Genomic DNA, 18474 nt, shown 5'->3' with positions numbered 1-18474 from the left:
TGGGTCAGGCGTCCAGCTGCAACAAGGCCTCGACGTGCGCCAGTCCGCTCTCCGCGGCGATCGAGTCCAGCGACTGGGCGTCACGCACCGGAGCGAAGCGGACCGTCGGGCCGTCCTGTCCCGCGCCCGCCGCCGCGCTGAATCCGTACACCGCGGGCCGCGGCAGGCTGCCGCAGGCCCACGGCGTGGAGAAGCAGCCCGCCCCGGTGTCGTACAGCACCACGTAGTCGCCCGCCCTCAGCTCGGGCAGCTCCCGTGCGGGAGCGACGACGTCACCGGCGAATCCGCACGGCCCCGCGATGTCCTGGACGAGCGCCGGCCCGGTCTTCGGGAGTCCGTCGGCGTCGAACGCACCGACCCGCAGCGGCCGGGCGCCCCGCATGAGGACGGTACGGGTGGCTGTCTGCGCGCCCGCGTGGGTGAGTGCGATCCGCCGTCCACCGGAGTCCTTCGTGTGCTCGACCAGCGCGCCGATGAAGCCGTTCTCGGCCATCAGTGACCGGCCGAATTCGGTGACGAGCGCGTACCGCCCGTCGAACAGGGCCGGCACCGCCGCGCGCAGTGCGGCCACGTACGCGGCGAAGGCGGGGCGGACCGTGTCGTCGGCGACGCTGACGGGCAGGCCGCCGCCGATGCCGAGGCCGGTGATCTGGGGGCGGCCGAGCCGGTCGTTGATGTCCTCGGCCAGCCGGTACACCTCGCCGATGCCGGCCGCGATCAGCTCCGGGGAACAGCCCTGCGAGCCGGGACGGGCGTGCAGGCGAGTCAGCCACGGGCGGGCCGCGAACGCCTCGATGACCCGCTCGCGCGCGCCGGGATCGCTCAGCGCCACGCCGCACCGCGGGGCGGGCGCGGCCGGGCCCTTCGCGCCGATGGACCCGCCGCCGACCTGCGGGCCGACCCGGAGCCCGATGGCGGACACCGCGTCCGAGGGGCGCAGCGAAGCGATCCGGTCCACCTCGGCGAGGTTGTCGGCGTTGAGCGCCGCACCGAGCGCCAGGGCCCGCCGGATCTCGTCACGCGTCTTCGCGGGGGAGTCGAGGACGATCTTCGACGGTGCGAACCCCGCGTCGAGCGCGATCCGCAGTTCACCCGGGCTCGCGACCTCGCAGCCCATGCCGCACGCCGCGAGGAGCCGCAGCACGGGCACGAGCGACGCGGCCTTCGCGGCGAAGGTGTGCAGCACACCGGGCACCCCGGCGAACGCCTCGTGGAGCGCGGCGACCGAGTCCCGCACGCCGTCCGTGTCGACGAAGCCGGCGACCGGGCTGGACTCGCCGAGCAGACCTGCCGCGACGGCGTGGCGGACCGCGGCCGCGACACGCGCGGAGGGGGGCGGGTCGGAGGATGAGGGCAAAAGGCTCATGGAATCAGTCGTGGTGATCGGTCGCCCCGCAGTCTCCGTCCCACAGGACGCCATCGGTCTCCGTCCCACAGGACTGCATCGGTGCGGGCCCTCGGCCCGGCGGCCGGAGAACGGTACGGACCGCGGCCGGCCCGTTCGGTGCGGCGGACGGTGAGTGGGGTGAGCGGTGAGTGGGATGAGCGGCCGGTGAAGGGGGTCGTCCGGACCCCCTTCCGCCGCGGTTCAGGCGATGATCGGAACCACCGCCTCCGGGGTCAGCATCCGGAAGGTGAACGACTGGTGGAAGTACAGCCGGATGTCCGTCGCGTCATGGTCCTGGTAGCCGATGGACAGGTCCTCACCCAGGCACAGTTCGAAGTCGCCGCCCCGGGTGGACAGCAGCACCCCGCCCGCGACCGCCGGCGCCCACAGGATCTGGTCGTCCAGCAGCCGGGTCAGGTGCGTGGAGACGGGATAGCCGTGGTCGGACGTCTCCGTCGCCTCCGTGAACGCGTCCGCGCCCAGCAGCAGCCGGTACGGCCCGTCCACACCGGCGAGGCGCAACCGGGTCAGTGCCTGGCTGACCGCGGCCGGATAGTCGCGCGCATCGGCCGGCAACGGCAGCGGGGCGTGCGAGGAGCCGTCCCGCAGACCGGTGATCCCGGCCGCGGCGTAACCGTCGATGACCGCCATGTCCTCGGCGAAGGCACAGGTGCGGGCGGCGTCCTTGACGGGCTGCCAGTCGCTGTCGTCCGAACCGCGCTCGACATCGTCGACGGCCGCCCGCGTCACCGTGAACGGCACCCGCCACTCGATGACGGGCATCGACGTACGGGCCCGGGCGATGACGTCGGGGGTGGGTGGGTCGATGACGCGCAGATGGCCGTCGCCGACCGCTGCCAGCCGCGGACCCTCCGGCCCGCTGACGTCGACGACACGGCGGCCGGCCAGATGGCGGCTGAAGGTGCGCCGGGCCTCCTCTTCGATCTGGTCCCAGGCGGCCTGGGTGACGGGGGCGAGTTCGCGATGGAGGTTGTTCATCACTGGGCGCTTTCTCGCAGGCTGCCGATGCGCAGCGAACCGTCCCGTACTCCCGGCGCGACCACGGTCCTCGCCACCGGCGCGGACGCCGGTTCGGGCTGGGGCGTGGCCTCGACGGCGGCGGGCGACGGCGGCGGGGCGTCGAGGAAGTCGGCGCCGGGGGCGTGGAAGAGCGTGCCGGTGACCGCCGTCGAGAAGTCGAGGATGCGGTCATGGGTGCCGGGTGGATCGCCGAGGAACATGTTGCGCAGCATCCGCTCGGTGACGTCCGGGTCGGCGGCGAATCCGATGAAGTACGTGCCGAACTCGCCCTGTCCGAAGCTGCCGAAAGGCATGTTGGCCCGCAGGATGTCGCGCTCCGTGCCGTCCGGGTCGGTGATGGTGTTCAGCGCGACATGGGAGTCGGCCGGTTTGCGGTCGTCGGCCAGCTCGATGTCGGTGAACTTCGTCCGACCGATCACCCGCTCCTGCTCCTCGGTCGGCAGGGCGTTCCATGCGGCCAGGTCGTGCAGGTACTTCTGTACGACGACGTAACTACCGCCCGCGAACGCGGGGTCCTCGTCCCCCACGAGGGCCGCCGAGCGGGCGTCGTCGCCCACCGGGTTCTCGGTGCCGTCGACGAACCCGAGCAGGTCCCGGTGGTCGAGGTAGCGGAACCCCTGCGTCTCGTCGACGACCTTCACCGCCCCGCCCAGCCGGTCCAGCAACCGCGTGGCCCACTCCCAGCACACGTCCATCCGCTCGGCCCGGATGTGGAACAGCAGGTCGCCCGGGGTCGCCGGGGCGTGATGACGGGCGCCTCGCAACTCCTGGAAGGGGTGCAACGCGGCCGGCCTGGGGCCCGAGAACAACCGGTCCCAGGCGTCGGAGCCGAACCCGGTCACACACACCAGCCCCGCATCCGGATAGCGGAAGCCGATGGACCGGGCGAAGGCCGCCAGATCCGGCAGCGCTTCGCGGACGACCCGCTCACCGCCGGGCTCGATCGTGGCGACGAGGATCAGGGCCGCACCGGACAGTGGCGCGACGACGGGCTGTGCCGGGGCCGGTTGCTCGGTGATCTCGGGCATGCGGCGGCTCCATGAGCTGGCTCGGCGGTACGACGCGGTGGAACACGGTCCCTGCCGCGGCGACGGCGTGCGGGACCCGCTGCCACTTACCCACATCCCGGGGCCCGCCGCACCCCGGGTCACCCGGCCGGGCGACCGGTCACCCGGCCCGTCACCACTCTGCCAGGACCCCTGCTTCCGGACGGTCATGCGACGCACGGCCGCGCAGCACGCCGCCGACGGGCCCGGGGGGCATCACGCCGCCGATCGGTCGAGCGTGGGGCATCACGCCGCCGACCGACCCGATCGCACGGCGGGTGTCCCCGCGCGCGGCCCGGAAGCACTGATCCGCGAGCACGCCGCCCCGGCGCGCGGCAGGCGCCGGCCCGGACTCCGCGCAGGCCGGCCCCGTCGTCGACGTGGTCATGGCCGTGTACGCGGAACTCCGCGAACAGCCGGACGGCCCCGCTCTCCGGGAACGGTTGCCGGTCTACCAGCCCCGGCCCGCCCGCACGAGATGGTCGCGGACCAGGGCCACATGGGGGTTCGCCGCGGAGCCCGGCCGCTGCACCAGATAAACCGTGTTGATCGGCGGGTCCTCCGGATCGGCGAGCAACGTCAGCGCTCCCGAGGTCAGTTCGGCCGTGCAGAGATAGCGGGGCAGCACCGAGAAGCCCGCGCCCGCGGCGACCAGGGAGAGGACGCCGCGCAGGTCGGGGACGGTCACGGCGGCCGAGCAGTCCAGTCGTCTGCCGAACACGTGCCGCCAGTAGCGGCGGGCGATCGGCAGGTCCTCCGCGTACGTGATCAGCGGCACCCCGTGCAGCACGACGGGCCCGGCGGCGGCCACTGCCGGCGGGCCTCCGACGCGCTCGGCGACGCCGGGCGCCGTGACCAGGACGAACTCCTCGTCCATCAGCGGGACGGCGCTCAGGGAGCGGCCCCGCGGCCGGACGGTCGAGATCACCAAGTCATGCTGACCCGAGCGCAGTTCGTCGAGCAGCGGGTCCGTCAGGCCGGTGCTCGTGCGCAACCGCACCCCCTGGGTCACAAGCGCCGCGAGTGCCGGGAGCGCCCGCAGGCACAGCAGCTCGGCGGGTCCGGCCAGCCGGACCGGACCGGCTACCGGCGCTCCGGTGCGGCCGTCGTCCCCGGTGACCACCGCCAGGTCGTCGAGGGGTGCGGCGACACGGAGGGCGAGAGCGTCCGCGAAGGGTACGGCCACCACGCCACGCGCCTGCCGCTCGAAGAGGTCGCGCCCCAGTCGGCGCTCCAGGGTGCGGATCTGAGTGGTCACCGTCGGCTGGGACAGACCCAGCACACGGGCGGCGGCGGTGAAGGAACCGGAGCGGTGAACGGCGAGGAAGGTACGCAACAGGTTGAGATCCGTCGGGCCGGTGGCAGCCGTCTGCCCCATTCCCGTCATCCCATTGGATTCCCTATCGCTCATGGGGGCGATCCTATTGGATTCATGTAGGGGACCGGCCGTACCGTGGAATCCGTCGGCGTGACGGCGGCCCGAAAGAGCGGGGCCGCCGGAGCGCGTAAACCATGGGGCGCCGGCCGCCCCGTCTCTCCGAAAGATGTGACATGGCAAAGATCCTTTTCGTGGTGACCGGGTCCGACCACTGGACGCTGGCCGACGGCACCGCCCACCCGACCGGCTTCTGGGCGGAGGAGGTCGTCGCCCCGTACGAGAGGTTCCGCGCCGCCGGACACGAGATCGTCGTCGCCACCCCCGGTGGAGTGGTGCCGACCGTGGACCGGGGCAGCCTCGCCCCCGAGTTCAACGACGGCCAGGAGAACGCCGACAAGGTGGCGGCGGCCGTCGCCGGCATGACGGAGCTTGAGCACCCGCTGAAGCTGGAGGACGTGAACCCGGCCGACTACGCGGCGGTCTTCTACCCGGGCGGGCACGGCCCCATGGAGGACCTGGCGGTCAACGCCGACTCCGGCAGGCTGCTGATCCGGGCGCTGGACTCCGGCATGCCTCTCGGCATCGTCTGCCACGCCCCGGCCGCCGTACTCGCGGCAACGAAGGGCGACGGCACCCATGCCTTCGCCGGGTACCGGCTCACCGGCTTCACCAACACCGAGGAGAGCCAGGCAGGCTTCGCCGACAAGGCCAAGTGGCTGCTCCAGGACCGTCTCGTCGAGATCGGCACCGACTTCCAGGAGGGCGAGCCGTGGGCCCCCCACGTGGTCGTCGACCGCAATCTGGTCACCGGTCAGAATCCGGCATCGTCCGGCCCGCTCGCCGACGAACTGCTCAAGAAGATCGGCTGACGGCGATCGGCTGACGGCGTCGCTCCGGCGGTAGGCGCGCGCCGGACGGAGAAGTCCCGCTGCCCCCGGTGGGCGCCGCCGGCAGCCGTTCGGCGCGCGGGCCGCCGTCGTACGGGAGTGTCGCGGCGAACTGGGGGGCCGGCACAGTACGCCACAAGGGCCACCTGAGGGCCGGCGGCCTCTGCGCGTGTGTCGGTCAGCTCTTGACTTCGGTTCGGTCGCCGCCCCAGAGGGTGTGGAACGTGCCCTCGCGGTCGGTGCGGTGGTAGGTGTGCGCGCCGAAGTAGTCGCGCTGCCCCTGGGTGAGGGCCGCGGGGAGACGTTCGGCGCGCAGGGAGTCGTAGTAGGCGAGGGTGGCGGCGAAGGCGGGGGTGGGGACGCCCTGGGTGACGGCGGTGGAGATCACGGCGCGCCAGTCGTTCTGCGCCGCCGCGATCTCCTGCGCGAAGCTCTTGTCGGAGATCAGGCTCGGCAACTGCGGCTGCGCTTCGTAGGCACTGGTGATGCGGTCGAGGAACGCGGCCCGGATGATGCATCCGCCGCGCCAGATCGCGGCGACCTTGCCGAGGTCGATGTTCCAGTCGTACTGCTCGCTGCCGGCCGCGATCTCGTGGAAGCCCTGGGTGTAGGCGACGATCTTCGAGGCGTACAGCGCCTGCTCGACCTGGTCGGCGAAGGCCTTCGCCTCGTCCTCGCCGAGCTTGTCGGCGGTCGGGCCGGCGAGGTGGCGTGAGGCTTCACGGAGTGCGGTGTGGCCGGAGACGGAGCGGGCGAAGACCGCCTCGGCGATGGCGGAGACGGGAACGCCCACGTCCAGGGCGATCTGTACGGTCCAGCGGCCGGTGCCCTTCTGCTCCGCCTGGTCGAGCACGACATCCACGAAGGGCGCACCGGTCGACGCATCGACATGTGAGAGCACTTCTGCGGTGATCTCGATGAGGTAGGAGTCGAGGCGGCCGGAGTTCCAGGCGCGGAAGATGTCCGCGATCTGCGCGGGGGAGTAACCGGCCACGTCGCGCAGCAACTGGTAGGCCTCGCCGATGAGCTGCATGTCCGCGTACTCGATGCCGTTGTGGACCATCTTCACGAAGTGCCCGGCGCCGTCCGGCCCGATGTGGGTGGTGCAGGGCGTGCCGTCCTTCGCCTTCGCCGCGATCCTCTCCAGCATCGGCCCGAGCGAATCGTAGGACCGGGCCGAACCGCCGGGCATGATGCTCGGCCCGTTCAGCGCGCCCTCCTCGCCGCCCGAGATGCCCGCGCCGACGAAGTGGATGCCTCGTTCACGCAGTTCCTTCTCGCGGCGCCGGGTGTCCTCGAAATGTGCGTTGCCACCGTCGATGATGATGTCGCCCTCGTCCAGCAACGGGGCGAACTCCTGGATGACCGCGTCCGTGGGCTCGCCCGCCTTCACCATGACGACCAGGCGGCGCGGCCGTTCCAGTGCCGCGACGAACTCTTCGGGCGTGCGCGCGGCGACGAAGGCTCCCTCGCCACCGAACTCCTCCACCAGGGCATCCGTCTTCGCCGTCGTGCGGTTGTGCACCGCGACCGTGTAGCCGTTGCGGGCGAAGTTGCGGGCCAGGTTGCGGCCCATCACCGCGAGTCCGGTGACGCCGATCTGCGCAGTGCCGCTCATCTGTCTGCTCCTGCAATCTGTCGGGAAGAGGGGGGAGGGTCCGGCCGCGGGGGTCCGGGGTGCCGATGTCCAGTATGGATACGGGGGCGCGGGACGGCCTGTTCAGCAGCCGGATGGAACAGGGCTCCCCACCGGGCCCCGACCGCTCGTCGTTCAGGCACCCTCGACACCCCCCTCAGCGGCGGCGCAACAGTGAGGACACTGCGGGAGAGCGCTCTTTCGCTCGCGCATCCGGAGCCCGCTCCCGGCGTCCTCTCCCCGCGGCTTCGGTCCGGCCCGTGCCTCGTCCAGGGGGGCACGCACCGGTTGCGCCGTCCAGCAGGTCGCACCCCGCCGACCGAGGAGAGCGCTCTCCCGTCGAGCCGCCCGCGCCGTCCCTGCCCGCGCCGCCGGCGCGGTGCACCAGCCCGCGGCGATCACGGCAACCCGTGACCACCGCAGGCCGGCGGGGTTCTCGGCGGGGCCCCCGCGCTGTGTATATTTCGGAAAGCCAAGGGGTCTGGGCAGTACGCCGGTTTGGGGTGGGCATGGTTCGCGCGGGGCTCACGACCGACCGGGTCGTGGCGGCGGCTGCCGATCTGGCCGACTCGATCGGCTTCGACAAGGTCACCATCTCCGCGCTGGCCCGCGGCTTCGGCGTCAAGGACGCCAGCCTGTACTCCCACGTCAAGAACCTCCAGGACCTGCGCACCCGGGTCGCCCTGCTGGCCGCGGGGGAGTTCATCGACCGGATCGAGGCCGCCGTCGCCGGCCGCGCCGGGCGGGACGCCCTGATCGCGTTCGCCGACGCCTACCGGTCCTTCGCGCTGGAGCGCCCGGGCCGGTACGCGGCGACGCGGACGCGCGTCGATCCCGCAGTCCTCGCCGCGGCGCCCGCGTACCACCGCACCATCGAGACCACCTCGTCGATGCTGCGCGCCTATGGCCTGACCGAACCCGACCTCACGGACGCGGTACGGCTGCTGCGCAGCACGTTCCACGGCTTCACCGCTCTGGAGGCCGACGGCGGCTTCGGTGCGCCGCGCGCCGTGCAGACGTCGTGGGAACGCGGTGTCGAGGCCCTGCACTTCCTGTTGGCCAACTGGCGGTCGGCGACCGCCGGGGCCGGACGCGGAGCCTGAACGCCCTACGGGCAGCGCGAGCGATCTCAGGTGTCGGTCGGACGAGGGAGCAACTGCTCCGGACCACGGGCGAGGACATGTGGGTGTGCGGGAACCGGGCGGATTACCCCCTCCCGGCACTCATTAATTTATAGCGTGAAGTAAGTGGTGAGGGAAGGTCGCGTCAAGTCCTGCGGTCGCGGTATGTTGCGGGAAGGAAGGAGCCACATGGCTGAGCGCAACAGACGGACCGTGCGTGACCTGCGACGGGGTAACCGGGCCAGGGTATTGCAGCGGTTGTATTTCGACGGCCCGCTGAGTCGCCAGGAGCTCGGTCCCGCGACGGGGCTGAGTTCAGGTTCCATCAGCAATGTCGTCGCCGAACTCGTCGCGGAGAACCTCCTGGAGGAGGCCGGCGTCGTCGACTCCGACGGCGGCCGACCCCGCACGCTGCTGCGCGTCGCGCCCGGGGGCGGGCTCCTCATCGGCATCGACATCGGAGAGACGCGGATAAGGGTCGAGCTCTTCGACCTCGCCCTCACCGAACTCGCCCGCACCGAACGCCTGCTGGCGCAGCACGGTTACGACGTCGACCGCATCGTCGGTCACGTCCGCAGCGGGGTTGCCGACGTGCTGCGGGACGCCGGAGCCGATCCGCACCGGCTTCTCGGCATCGGGATCGGCGTCCCCGGCATCATCGAACGCCACGCACCGGTCGGAGCGGTCGGGGACGTGGGATCCGTCGTCCACGGTCAGACCATCGGGTGGAGCGACGTCGCCTTCGAGCGGCTGCTCCGCGACGCTGTCCGGATCCCCCCGGAGGTGCCGTTCTTCATCGACAACGGCGCCAAGACCCTCGGCCAGGCCGAGATGTGGTTCGGCGGCGGCCGCGGCGCGGGGGCCTCGGCCATCGCCCTGATCGGCTCCGGCGTCGGCGCCTGCGTCAACCACGGCGGCCTGCTCGACGAGGACCGCAGCAGCATGGCCCTCGAATGGGGCCACACCACCGTGCAGTTGCGCGGCCGTCGCTGCCGGTGCGGCTCGATCGGCTGCCTGGAGGCGTACGCGGGCGCCGAGGCCATGCGGGAGCGCTGGCACGAGGCGGGGGGCCCGCTGCCCGCCGACGCCGATGACGAGACCGCGCTCGCCGCGCTGCTCGCCGCCGCATACCCCGGCCCCGGTCGCGAGGCCGACCCGTTGGCGGTCGCGGTGCTCGACGAGACCGCCGCATGCCTGGGCGCGGCGCTGGGTGACCTGATCAACCTCTTCCTGCCCGAACGCATTCTCCTCGGAGGGTGGGCGGGCCTGCTGATCGGACCGCGTCTGCTGCCCGACATCCGTCGCTACGCGCAGGAGTACGCGCTCCGCCACGCCGCGGCCCGCACCACGATCGAGCTGGGCCGTCTCGGCCCCGACGCGGTGACGGTCGGCGCCGCGACGCTCCCTCTGTCCGACTTCCTGGCCAGGGGCGGCACCCGCCCGTCCCCCGAGCCGCAGCCCGGCACGGGGCCGGGGTTCCGGACGGCGGCGGAGGCGGTACGGGGGAGGGGGCGCGCACGTACGGCCTCGGACGCGGCGGGGTGACGAGGGCCCTGACGGTGCGCGCACCCCTACGACGTGATCTTTTCCGGCGTCGGTTGCAGCTCCATCGGCCCCGATGCCAGGCCGCGGGCGGCGGCGATCATGTGGTAGCGCGCCGCCGGCTCCTTCACGGCATGGGCGTACTCGGCATAGGCCGTCAGGCGGTGCTCGTCCCACCGCACCGACTGCTGCCGACGCCACCTCGCCCGCTCGTTCAAGCTGCTCACCAGGCATGGCATGAGCACTCCCAGAGCGACACCCGCGAGCGGAAGGATCCGGTCGGTCGGGCTCACCGAAGATGCCCGATCACGCGGCAAAGCGACGCCATGATCCTGTCCGGTGCGCACGACCGGCACAACTCCTCGTCGGGCAGCGTGGCGTGACGCCGTCCTACGCCGACTCCCGCACCACCAGCGACGGTTCGAAGATCACGGATGATGCCGCCCTGTCCGGGCCCGACAACTGGTCGATCAGCAGCCGGGCCATCTCGGCGGCCATCGCCTCCACCGGCTGGCGGACCGTGGTCAGCGGCGGGCGGCAGGCGGAGGCCGCGCTGCTGTCGTCGAAACCGATCACCGCGACGTCCTCCGGCACCCGCTTGCCGTGTTCCCGCAGGACATGACAGGCGCCCGTCGCCATCAGGTCGTTGGCCGCGAACACGGCGTCCAGGTCCGGGTGTTCGGCCAGCAGCCACTCCATCGCGGCCTCGCCGCTCTCCTGGGTGAAGTGCCCCTCGGCGACCGGGACGAGGGAGTGTCCGTGGCTCGCCAGGGTGTCGCGGAACCCGGCCAGCCGCTCCTGGCCCGCCGGCACGTTCAGTGGCCCGGTGATGGTCGCGATGCGCCGGCAGCCCCGGGTCAGCAGGTGTTCGGCGGCCAGTCGGGCGCCGTCCCGGTGGGCGAGATCCACATAGCTGATCCGGGCGGGCGGGGCGGGCCGTGCGTACAGCACCGCGGGCAGTCCGGCGTCCGTGAGCAGGCCGGGCAGCGGGTCCTCGGCGTGTGTCGAGACGACCAGCGCGCCGTCCGCACTGCCCTGGCGCAGGAACGAGACCACGTCCGCGCGGGCCCGTGACGTCTCGGCGAACATCAGGACCGGGTGCATGCCGCGCGGCCGCAGATGGTTGACCACCCCCGTCACGATCCGGCCGAAGAACGGGTCCGCGAAGACCTGGGCGGTGAAGGACGATCCAATGTCCTCGCCGGCCCTCTGCGCCCGGTCCGGCCCCGTGTCGCCGCCCGCTTCGGGTTCGACACCCGCACCCGACACCACCAGGGCGATCGCGTCGGTGCGCCGGGTCACCAGGGAGCGGGCCGCGCGGTTGGGCGCGTAACGGGTGAGCTCGACCGCCCGGCGCACGGCGTCCTGGATCGCCGGGTCGACATTCCGTACGCCGTTGATCACCCGGGAGACCGTGGCGCGGGAGACGCCGGCCGCCCTCGCCACATCTTCGAGCGTGGGCGTACCTACCGATCGTGGGTCATCCGTCATGAGGGCATTTATAGCATCAGCGGAGAGCGCTCTCCCGACGGGTGGGGACGGTCACGGGAGGCGGGGTGGCCTCCGACCGGCCACGGCGGTGGCCGGAACTCGCTGTGCTCTTGTCATCACCCGTTGTCTGCACATAAGTTGACCGCTTGCGACGTGTCCTACTGTCAGTGGGGGAGCCCAGTCATGGCCGCGAACGGACGGCACCGCAGATATCAGCCGAGCCGCATGAACCGCGTCTCGCTCACGGTCACGGCGGGCGGTGCGGGTCTTGCCCTCCCGCTCATCACCGCAGCGTCGGCAGGTGCCGCGTCAGGTGATGTCTGGGACAAGGTCGCCGCGTGCGAATCCACCAGTAACTGGGACATCAACACGGGCAACGGGTACTTCGGCGGCCTTCAGTTCACCCGGTCGACCTGGGCGGCGTACGGCGGTACGGACTACGCGCCGCGTGCGGACCTGGCCAGCAGGGACCAGCAGATCGCCATCGCGGAGAAGGTGCTGGAGGGGCAGGGCCCTGGCGCCTGGCCCGTCTGTTCCGCGAAGGCGGGCCTGACACGGGGCGGTGACGGGCCCGACATCAGCCCGCAGACCGAGCGGACCGCTCGGGTCGCGACGCCGAAGAAGGCCGAGTCCCGCGCCTCCACGCCGCAGAGGGCCGGGACGAAGAAGGCTACGCCGACCACGGTGCCGGGCAAGCGCGACTCGTACACCGTGGCGCGCGGGGACTCGCTCTCCGGGATCGCGGCCGACCGGCGCCTGGAGGGCGGTTGGCAGCGGCTCTACTCGGCGAACCGCACGGTCGTCGGCGACGACCCGGACCTGATCTTTCCCGGGCAGCGTCTGAGCCTGGACCTGGCCGGGACCCCGAGGACGATCACCCGCGCTGCCCCGAAGACGGAGGCCGAGCCGAAGCCGCGGGCCAAGGAGAAGGCGGCGCCCGCGCCGACGCGGACGGTGCAGCCCGAGCACCCGCGGTCGGCCCGGCCCACGCCGCAGGCGAAACCCGAGCAGGCGGCGCAGCCGAAGCAGGCAAAGCCCAAGCAGACGCAGCAGGCACAGCCCAAGCCCAGGAAGACCGAGAGCCACAAGACCGGGACTCGCAAGACCGAGGCCCCTAGGACCGCGGAGAAGCACTCCGGGCTCTCGGCCCCGGTGGCGGCTCGCACGGGCACCCCGTACCACCAGGCAGGTTCCTGGTCCAGCGGCTATCACACGGGAGTCGATTTCCCCGTGCCCACCGGTACGTCGGTGAAGGCGGTGGGCTCCGGCACCGTCGTCTCGGCGGGCTGGGGCGGAGCGTACGGCTACCAGATCGTCATCCGGCACGGTGACGGCAAGTACAGCCAGTACGCGCACCTGTCGTCGCTCCTGGTGCGTTCCGGCCAGCACGTCGGCGGCGGACAGCGCATCGCCCGCTCCGGCTCCACCGGAAACGTCACAGGACCGCACCTGCACTTCGAGGTCCGGACGGGCCCCGGCTACGGCTCCGACATCGACCCGCTGGCCTACCTCAGGGCGGGCGGCGTCAGGGTCTGAAGGCCCGGCCGGTCACCTGCCGAGGTGACGGAGGCGGTGGACCCCGCGGGAGACGCGCCCTTGCGCGCTCCGCCGCCGGCCGGCCGTGTGCCCGGCCCGAACGCCGCCTGACCCACCCGCCGCTCCAGCGGCCTCCGCGCGGGCAGCGGCAGACGGGCCGGAAACGTTTCCGCGGCTGCCGTCGGCGGCGTCGTCCCCCCGGGGCCGGTGGCCGGCCCCACGGGCTCGGTGAAGGTCACGACGGCCGGTGTCGTCGACCGTACCGGCCGCGGCAGCGTGCCCGCCGGGTCGGTCGGTGCGCCGCCCGCCGGGTCCGGTGAGCCGGCGGGCCCGGCGAAATCCCCCGCGTCCTTCCCGGGGGTGCCGGCGCCGCGGTCCCCGGACGTGGGCGCGGCGACGGTGGCGCCCCCGGATGTCCTGCCCGCACGAGTGGCGGTCTGCTCGCGCTCACCGTCGTCCGCGGCCTGCCGGCCCTCGCGGCGCTCCGCGCTCATCCGTTCCGTGGTGAGCATGATCAGTCCGCCGGCCGCCACGGCCCCGCAGGCGAGGGCGAGCAGCGTGCCCGCGGTGCCGTGCCGGAACTGCTCGCCGAACAGCGTGATGCCGACAGCGGCGGCCACCACCGGGTTCACGACCGTCACCGTGGCGAGCGGCGCCGTCAGGCCCGCGCCCCGGTACGAGGCCTGGGACAGCAACAGCCCGGACCCGGCGAGCGCGGCGATCACCAGCAGCGTCGGAAGACCCGCGCCCACCGCGCCCGAGGTCCACTGCATGGCCACGGTCTTCGTGAACACCGACGCGATACCGAAAGCCACCCCGGCGGCCCCGGCGAGGACCACGCTGCGCATCACCGGCCGGCGCATGGTCTTCGCGACCAGCATCAGTGCGGCCACCGCACCGAACGTCACGATGGCGAGCGTCAGTTGCTGCGGCCCGCCGAGGGAGTGCGCGTCGGAACTCCCGGTCAGGGCCAGCAGTCCCGCGAGCCCCACCGTCGCCATGACCGCGCCGCGCCAGGCGGTGGCCCCGGCCCTGCGGCGTACGAAGAGGGCGGCCATCGGCAGGGCGAAGACGATGGTCAGGGCGCCCAGTGGCTGCACGAGGCTGAGCGGTCCGTACGCCAGCGCCACGACGTGCAGGACGGCGCCCACGCCGTTCAACGCCACCGCGGCCCACCAGACCCGGTCGCGCAGCGGTGCGAGAGAGCGGCCGTCGGAGGCCGTGGCCACGCGCTCCTGGACGATCGCCCCGGCCGCGTAGGCGACCGCGGAGACCAGTGACAGCAGCACGGACAGCGCGAGGGAACTCATGTACACCACGATCTCCCTTCAAAGCCCCCGCGTCGTCGTCCCTGAGGCGGCGATTCGGCATACTGCTTTGGTAGTACGGGAGCGGTCCCGGTGTCCTCCTCCCGACGGTAGTCCTCCCTGCGGCCGACGTCAGAACGATCATCCCGCAGGGAGACGGTGCACCGCGAGCCGCGGTACTGCCGGTGCCCGCGGCGTCACGACCGGTGGCCGGCGGAACGGGGAGAGGACAGCGCGGTGAACGGGAACGAAGAGGCCGGTCCGGGCGGGTTCTTCGCCTTGCGGACGTCCCCGGTGCCGGACGGCGGTCACCTTCCGCTGGCGCGGTTGTACGCGGGCGAAGGCGCACCGCTCGCGAGCCGGATCGACACCGTCGCGGCGCGGCTCGGGACGACCGAACGGCGCGTCGCCGCCTCCGTCGCGCATCTGGGGCTGGCCGCGCGGCTGTGGTCCACCGCCCTCGGGCCGGCGGTCCTCACGGGCGGCTTCCCCGGTCTGCGGGCCGAGGACCTTCACTGGGACCCCCGGCTGCCCGCCCCGGACGACCTGTGGTCCGACGGGGGAACCGTGCTCCCGGGCTCGGCCGCCCGGATCCGGGACGTCGTCCAGTACGGCCATCTCGCACCGCTCGGCGACGCGGTACGCCGGGACACCGGCGTGCCTGCCCGGCTGCTGTGGGGCAACGCCGGGTCCGCGCTGGCGGGAGCCGTGCGCCAACTGATCACGTGGGCAGGCACCCACGGCAGGCCGGACGCCGTCGCGCGCACCCGCGCCCTGGCCGCCGAACTGTTCGACCATCCGGATCTGCGGGGCACGGGCACGCCCCATGGACCGGCCTACCGCAGGGGCACCTGCTGTCTCTACTACCGCGTGCCGGACGGCGGGCTGTGCGGTGACTGCGTCTTCGACAAGGCACCCCGGGGCCCGTCCGGGCGTTCCGACAGAGGGTGAGGAGGCGCCGGAGCGTCCGTGACAGAAGCTCGCGTGGAGGGGACCGTTCCCCGTCGACTTCGTAGGGTCTACACGGAGGGGAAGCGGCGGCGGAGCAGCCGGCCGCGCCGGCCCCCGAAGTGGAAAGCCGTCAGGACCGGGCGATGGTGACGCTCTCCCTGCTGGCGGGGCTGTGGCTGGTCGGCCTGAGCCTCTACCGACCCGTCTGATCCCCGTCGCGCTCCGGGCATGCCGAAAGCCGGCGCGGTGAGCCGGTCGTTGCCGTCGCGCCGAGGGCCCTGACGTGGGCTCTTCCGGAATTCCTCCGCTCCGCATCGGGGGTTGTCATGGACCTGGACAGCCCTGCGTCCGGCGTGCTGTCATGCCAACTGCCATTCCTTCCAACGTTGTACATCGTGTGGCAACGAGCCGCCACCCTTCCTCACCAAGGAGGATCCGTGCGCATCGACAAAAGACTGATTCTGTTTTTGGCAGCAGCAGTGGGCGCCGCCGGTCTGTCCGCCGTGCCCGCCGCCTCGGCGGCCGGCCAGGACTCCGGAGGCTCCACCGAAGCGCAGGGGCTGAAGGGGGAGTACTACACCCAGTCCGCCCCTGGGGCCTTCGACTTCGCGACGCTCAAGGCCACCGGCTTCGACCCGTCCATCGACTTCCCGAGCCTGGAGTCGCGGCTGACCTCGGCCACCGGCCAGGCCGACGACGCCAGCATCCGGTGGACCGGGAAGATCGTGCCGGAGAAGTCCGGCACCCATACGTTCTCCATGACCGGGGACAACGGCTTCCGCCTCTGGATCGACGGGAAGCCGGTCATCGACCACTGGGTCGACGACTGGGACAAGGAACAGACCTCCCAGCCGGTGGAGTTGACCGCCGGAACCGCCTACGACATCAAAGTCGAGTACTTCGAACACTTCGGAGGCTCCAACCTCCACCTGAAGTGGACCGAACCGGGCGGCACCAAGGTGCCCGTACCGCAGTCCGCCTTCCGCCTGCCCGACGACTTCGCGTACGACGGTGCCATCGGCGCCACCGTGCTCGCCGACGGCCGTACCCTCAAGCTCGACTTCGCCCAGAAGCTCGGGGCCCTTCCGGCCGGTCTGGTGAACCATCTGGACGCCGTGATCGGTGGCGCGCAGTGGCCGCTGGGGGCGGTCGAGGCCGACCCGGCCGACCCGCGCAGCCTGACCGTCGCCCTCGAGGAGCCGGTCGTCGGGAACAAGGCCGGTGATGCCACAGGGCTGGCCGACATCCGCTACGACGGTGACGGCGCCCTGGCCGGCGAGAACGGCAAGGCCGTCGGCGCCTTCTGGTCCAGCGGGCCCAACCACTCCACGTACCAGCTCCGCACGAAGTGGGCGGACAAGGTCGGACCGAAGAACGCCCTGCCCGAGTACCCGCGTCCGCAGCTCACCCGCGACAAGTGGCAGAACCTCAACGGCTCCTGGGAGTTCGCCGCGGCCGAGGCGGGCGAGCAGCCGCCGGTCGGCAAGAGGCTCGGCGAGAAGATCCTCGTGCCGTACCCGGTCGAGTCGCAGCTCTCCGGGATCGAACGGCACGAGGACCGCATGTGGTACCGCCGGACCTTCACCGTCCCGAAGAACTGGAAGGTCGGCTCGGGCAAGCGGCTCCAGCTGAACTTCGGCGCCGTGGACTGGCAGTCCGAGGTCTACGTCAACGGGCACAAGGTCACCGAACACAAGGGCGGTTACGACAAGTTCAGCGCCGACGTCACCGACGCGCTGAAGCCCGGCCGTACCCAGGAGCTGATCGTCGGCGTCTACGACCCGACGGACGCCAAGGACGGCGAGAACCCGCCGATGGGTAAGCAGCGTCTGGACCCGAGCGGCATCTGGTACACCCCGTCCTCCGGCATCTGGCAGACCGTCTGGATGGAGCCGGTCGCGGCCGACCACGCGGACTCGCTGAAACTCACCCCCGACGTCGCCGGCGAGAGCGTCACCGTCGAGGCGCGTGGCGTACGTGACGGGGTGCCGGTCACGGCCACCGCGTACGACGGCAGGCGCAAGGTGGGCACGGTCACCGGGCGGACCGGATCGGCCCTGAAGGTGCCCGTCCCGGACCCGCACCTGTGGTCCGCGGACGATCCGCACCTCTACCAGCTCAAGGTCTCCGTCGGATCCGACCGGATCGGCAGCTACTTCGGCATGCGGTCCATCGCCGTCGAGAAGGTGAACGGCACCCCGCGCACCATGCTCAACGGCAAGCCGGTCTTCATGATGGCCACCCTCGACCAGGGCTTCTGGCCGGACGGGCTGCACACCGCGCCCACCGACGAGGCGCTCGCGTACGACCTCAGGATGCACAAGGCGATGGGCTTCAACTCGGTCCGCAAGCACATCAAGGTGGAGCCCGACCGCTGGTTCTACTGGGCGGACAAGCTGGGCCTGATGGTGTGGCAGGACATGCCGGCGATGAACACCGTCAACCCGTCCGCCGCCGCCCGCGCCGAGTACGAGCACGAGATGAAGGAGATGATCGACGAACACTCCAGCCACCCGTCCGTCGTCATGTGGGTGACCTTCAACGAGGGCTGGGGCCAGTACGACGAGGCCCGGATCGCCGACCAGGCCAAGGCCTGGGACCCGACGCGCCTGGTCAACAGCATGTCCGGGATCAACCTGGGCGTCGACGGCGGCACCGGGGACATCATCGACGAGCACGGCTACCCCAGCCCCGCACTGCCGGCACCGGACGGGCGACGGGCCCTGATGAGCGGCGAGTACGGCGGACTCGGACTCGCGGTGCCCGGCCACGCCTGGGCGGTGCAGCAGTCGTACATCGCGGTCGACCCGGCCACCTACACCGACGACTACCTCACCAAGCTCGACGAGGTGCACGCGCTGGCCTGCAAGGGCGGCAACGGCGCGGTGTACACCCAGATCTCGGACGTGGAGGGTGAGCTGAACGGTCTGCTCACCTACGACCGCAAGGTCGTCAAGCCCGATGTGAAGCGGGTCCACGACGCCCAGCAGGCGCTGATCCGCGACGCTTCGAAGGACGTCGTGGCGGGCTGCCCCACCGCCTGACCCGGTCCGACCTCTCGGGCCGCTGTGGACCTTCCCTTCGCGGGGCGGACCACAGCGGCCCCGTCCCACCCCTTGACGCGGATCAATGGGGAACCAAGAATGATCGC

14 protein-coding genes are annotated in these 18474 nt (G+C 72.0%); 6 read left to right on the top strand and 8 right to left on the bottom strand.

Annotated features, from left to right (window positions below; all coding sequences use genetic code 11):
- Window positions 1-4 precede the first annotated feature (4 nt).
- From ACFYPA_RS02120 to ACFYPA_RS02105, 4 genes are all read right to left on the bottom strand, one after another.
- Window positions 5-1366: a diaminopimelate decarboxylase gene (locus ACFYPA_RS02120; RefSeq protein ID WP_389128872.1), complete on the bottom strand. Its 1362-nt coding sequence runs from the start codon at window positions 1364-1366 to the stop codon at window positions 5-7.
- Window positions 1367-1588: 222 nt separating this feature from the next.
- Window positions 1589-2386 (bottom strand): family 1 encapsulin nanocompartment shell protein, encoded by a 798-nt coding sequence (locus tag ACFYPA_RS02115; protein ID WP_389128869.1) that lies wholly within the window; start codon window positions 2384-2386, stop codon window positions 1589-1591.
- Window positions 2386-3456: a Dyp-type peroxidase gene (locus ACFYPA_RS02110; RefSeq protein ID WP_389128866.1), complete on the bottom strand. Its 1071-nt coding sequence runs from the start codon at window positions 3454-3456 to the stop codon at window positions 2386-2388. Before ACFYPA_RS02110 ends, ACFYPA_RS02115 begins: the two co-directional genes overlap by 1 nt.
- Before the next feature lie 469 nt (window positions 3457-3925).
- The gene (locus tag ACFYPA_RS02105) at window positions 3926-4885 is read right to left on the bottom strand and encodes a LysR family transcriptional regulator (RefSeq protein WP_389128863.1); all 960 of its coding nucleotides are present in this window, start codon (window positions 4883-4885) and stop codon (window positions 3926-3928) included.
- A 140-nt stretch (window positions 4886-5025) separates the two neighbouring features.
- Between ACFYPA_RS02105 and ACFYPA_RS02100 the strand changes: the two genes are divergently transcribed.
- Window positions 5026-5721 carry a type 1 glutamine amidotransferase domain-containing protein gene (locus tag ACFYPA_RS02100; protein ID WP_389128861.1) on the top strand — a complete coding sequence of 232 codons (696 nt, stop codon included), beginning with the start codon at window positions 5026-5028 and terminating at the stop codon, window positions 5719-5721.
- 196 nt (window positions 5722-5917) lie between these two features.
- Here the strand turns inward: ACFYPA_RS02100 and gndA are convergent, their stop codons facing one another.
- Entirely contained in the window at window positions 5918-7357 is a 1440-nt protein-coding gene (gndA, locus tag ACFYPA_RS02095) for an NADP-dependent phosphogluconate dehydrogenase (protein ID WP_389128858.1), read from the bottom strand.
- A gap of 527 nt (window positions 7358-7884) precedes the next feature.
- Here gndA and ACFYPA_RS02090 point away from each other — a divergent pair.
- Together ACFYPA_RS02090 and ACFYPA_RS02085 are read left to right on the top strand one after the other, a co-directional pair.
- On the top strand, window positions 7885-8478 hold the full coding sequence (locus ACFYPA_RS02090) for a TetR-like C-terminal domain-containing protein (protein WP_359084154.1): 594 nt from the start codon (window positions 7885-7887) through the stop codon (window positions 8476-8478).
- Between the two features lie 207 nt (window positions 8479-8685).
- On the top strand, window positions 8686-10041 hold the full coding sequence (locus ACFYPA_RS02085) for an ROK family protein (protein WP_389128855.1): 1356 nt from the start codon (window positions 8686-8688) through the stop codon (window positions 10039-10041).
- A gap of 26 nt (window positions 10042-10067) precedes the next feature.
- On the opposite strand, the gene ACFYPA_RS02080 is transcribed toward ACFYPA_RS02085, so the two are convergent.
- Complete coding sequence (locus tag ACFYPA_RS02080; protein WP_389128853.1) at window positions 10068-10385, bottom strand: hypothetical protein; 318 nt, start codon at window positions 10383-10385, stop codon at window positions 10068-10070.
- A gap of 43 nt (window positions 10386-10428) precedes the next feature.
- Entirely contained in the window at window positions 10429-11529 is a 1101-nt protein-coding gene (locus tag ACFYPA_RS02075; protein ID WP_359311769.1) for a LacI family DNA-binding transcriptional regulator, read from the bottom strand.
- A gap of 183 nt (window positions 11530-11712) precedes the next feature.
- Here ACFYPA_RS02075 and ACFYPA_RS02070 point away from each other — a divergent pair, with 183 nt between their 5' ends.
- A complete protein-coding gene (locus tag ACFYPA_RS02070; protein ID WP_359311772.1) occupies window positions 11713-13065 on the top strand; it encodes a transglycosylase family protein in 1353 nt (450 codons plus the stop codon).
- Here ACFYPA_RS02070 and ACFYPA_RS02065 read toward each other — a convergent pair.
- Window positions 13035-14375 carry a DMT family transporter gene (locus ACFYPA_RS02065; protein WP_389128849.1) on the bottom strand — a complete coding sequence of 447 codons (1341 nt, stop codon included), beginning with the start codon at window positions 14373-14375 and terminating at the stop codon, window positions 13035-13037. The genes ACFYPA_RS02070 and ACFYPA_RS02065 overlap by 31 nt on opposite strands.
- Before the next feature lie 234 nt (window positions 14376-14609).
- On the opposite strand from ACFYPA_RS02065, the gene ACFYPA_RS02060 reads away from it, so the two are divergent.
- Both ACFYPA_RS02060 and ACFYPA_RS02055 read left to right on the top strand, forming a co-directional pair.
- Window positions 14610-15323 (top strand): (2Fe-2S)-binding protein, encoded by a 714-nt coding sequence (locus ACFYPA_RS02060; protein ID WP_359311777.1) that lies wholly within the window; start codon window positions 14610-14612, stop codon window positions 15321-15323.
- 437 nt (window positions 15324-15760) lie between these two features.
- The gene (locus tag ACFYPA_RS02055; RefSeq protein ID WP_389128846.1) at window positions 15761-18367 is read left to right on the top strand and encodes a PA14 domain-containing protein; all 2607 of its coding nucleotides are present in this window, start codon (window positions 15761-15763) and stop codon (window positions 18365-18367) included.
- Window positions 18368-18474 lie beyond the last annotated feature (107 nt).

Origin of the sequence: Streptomyces sp. NPDC005775, assembly GCF_042871565.1 — a bacterium.
Lineage (GTDB): Bacteria > Actinomycetota > Actinomycetes > Streptomycetales > Streptomycetaceae > Streptomyces.
This window is presented reverse-complemented; position numbering and strand designations above follow the sequence as displayed.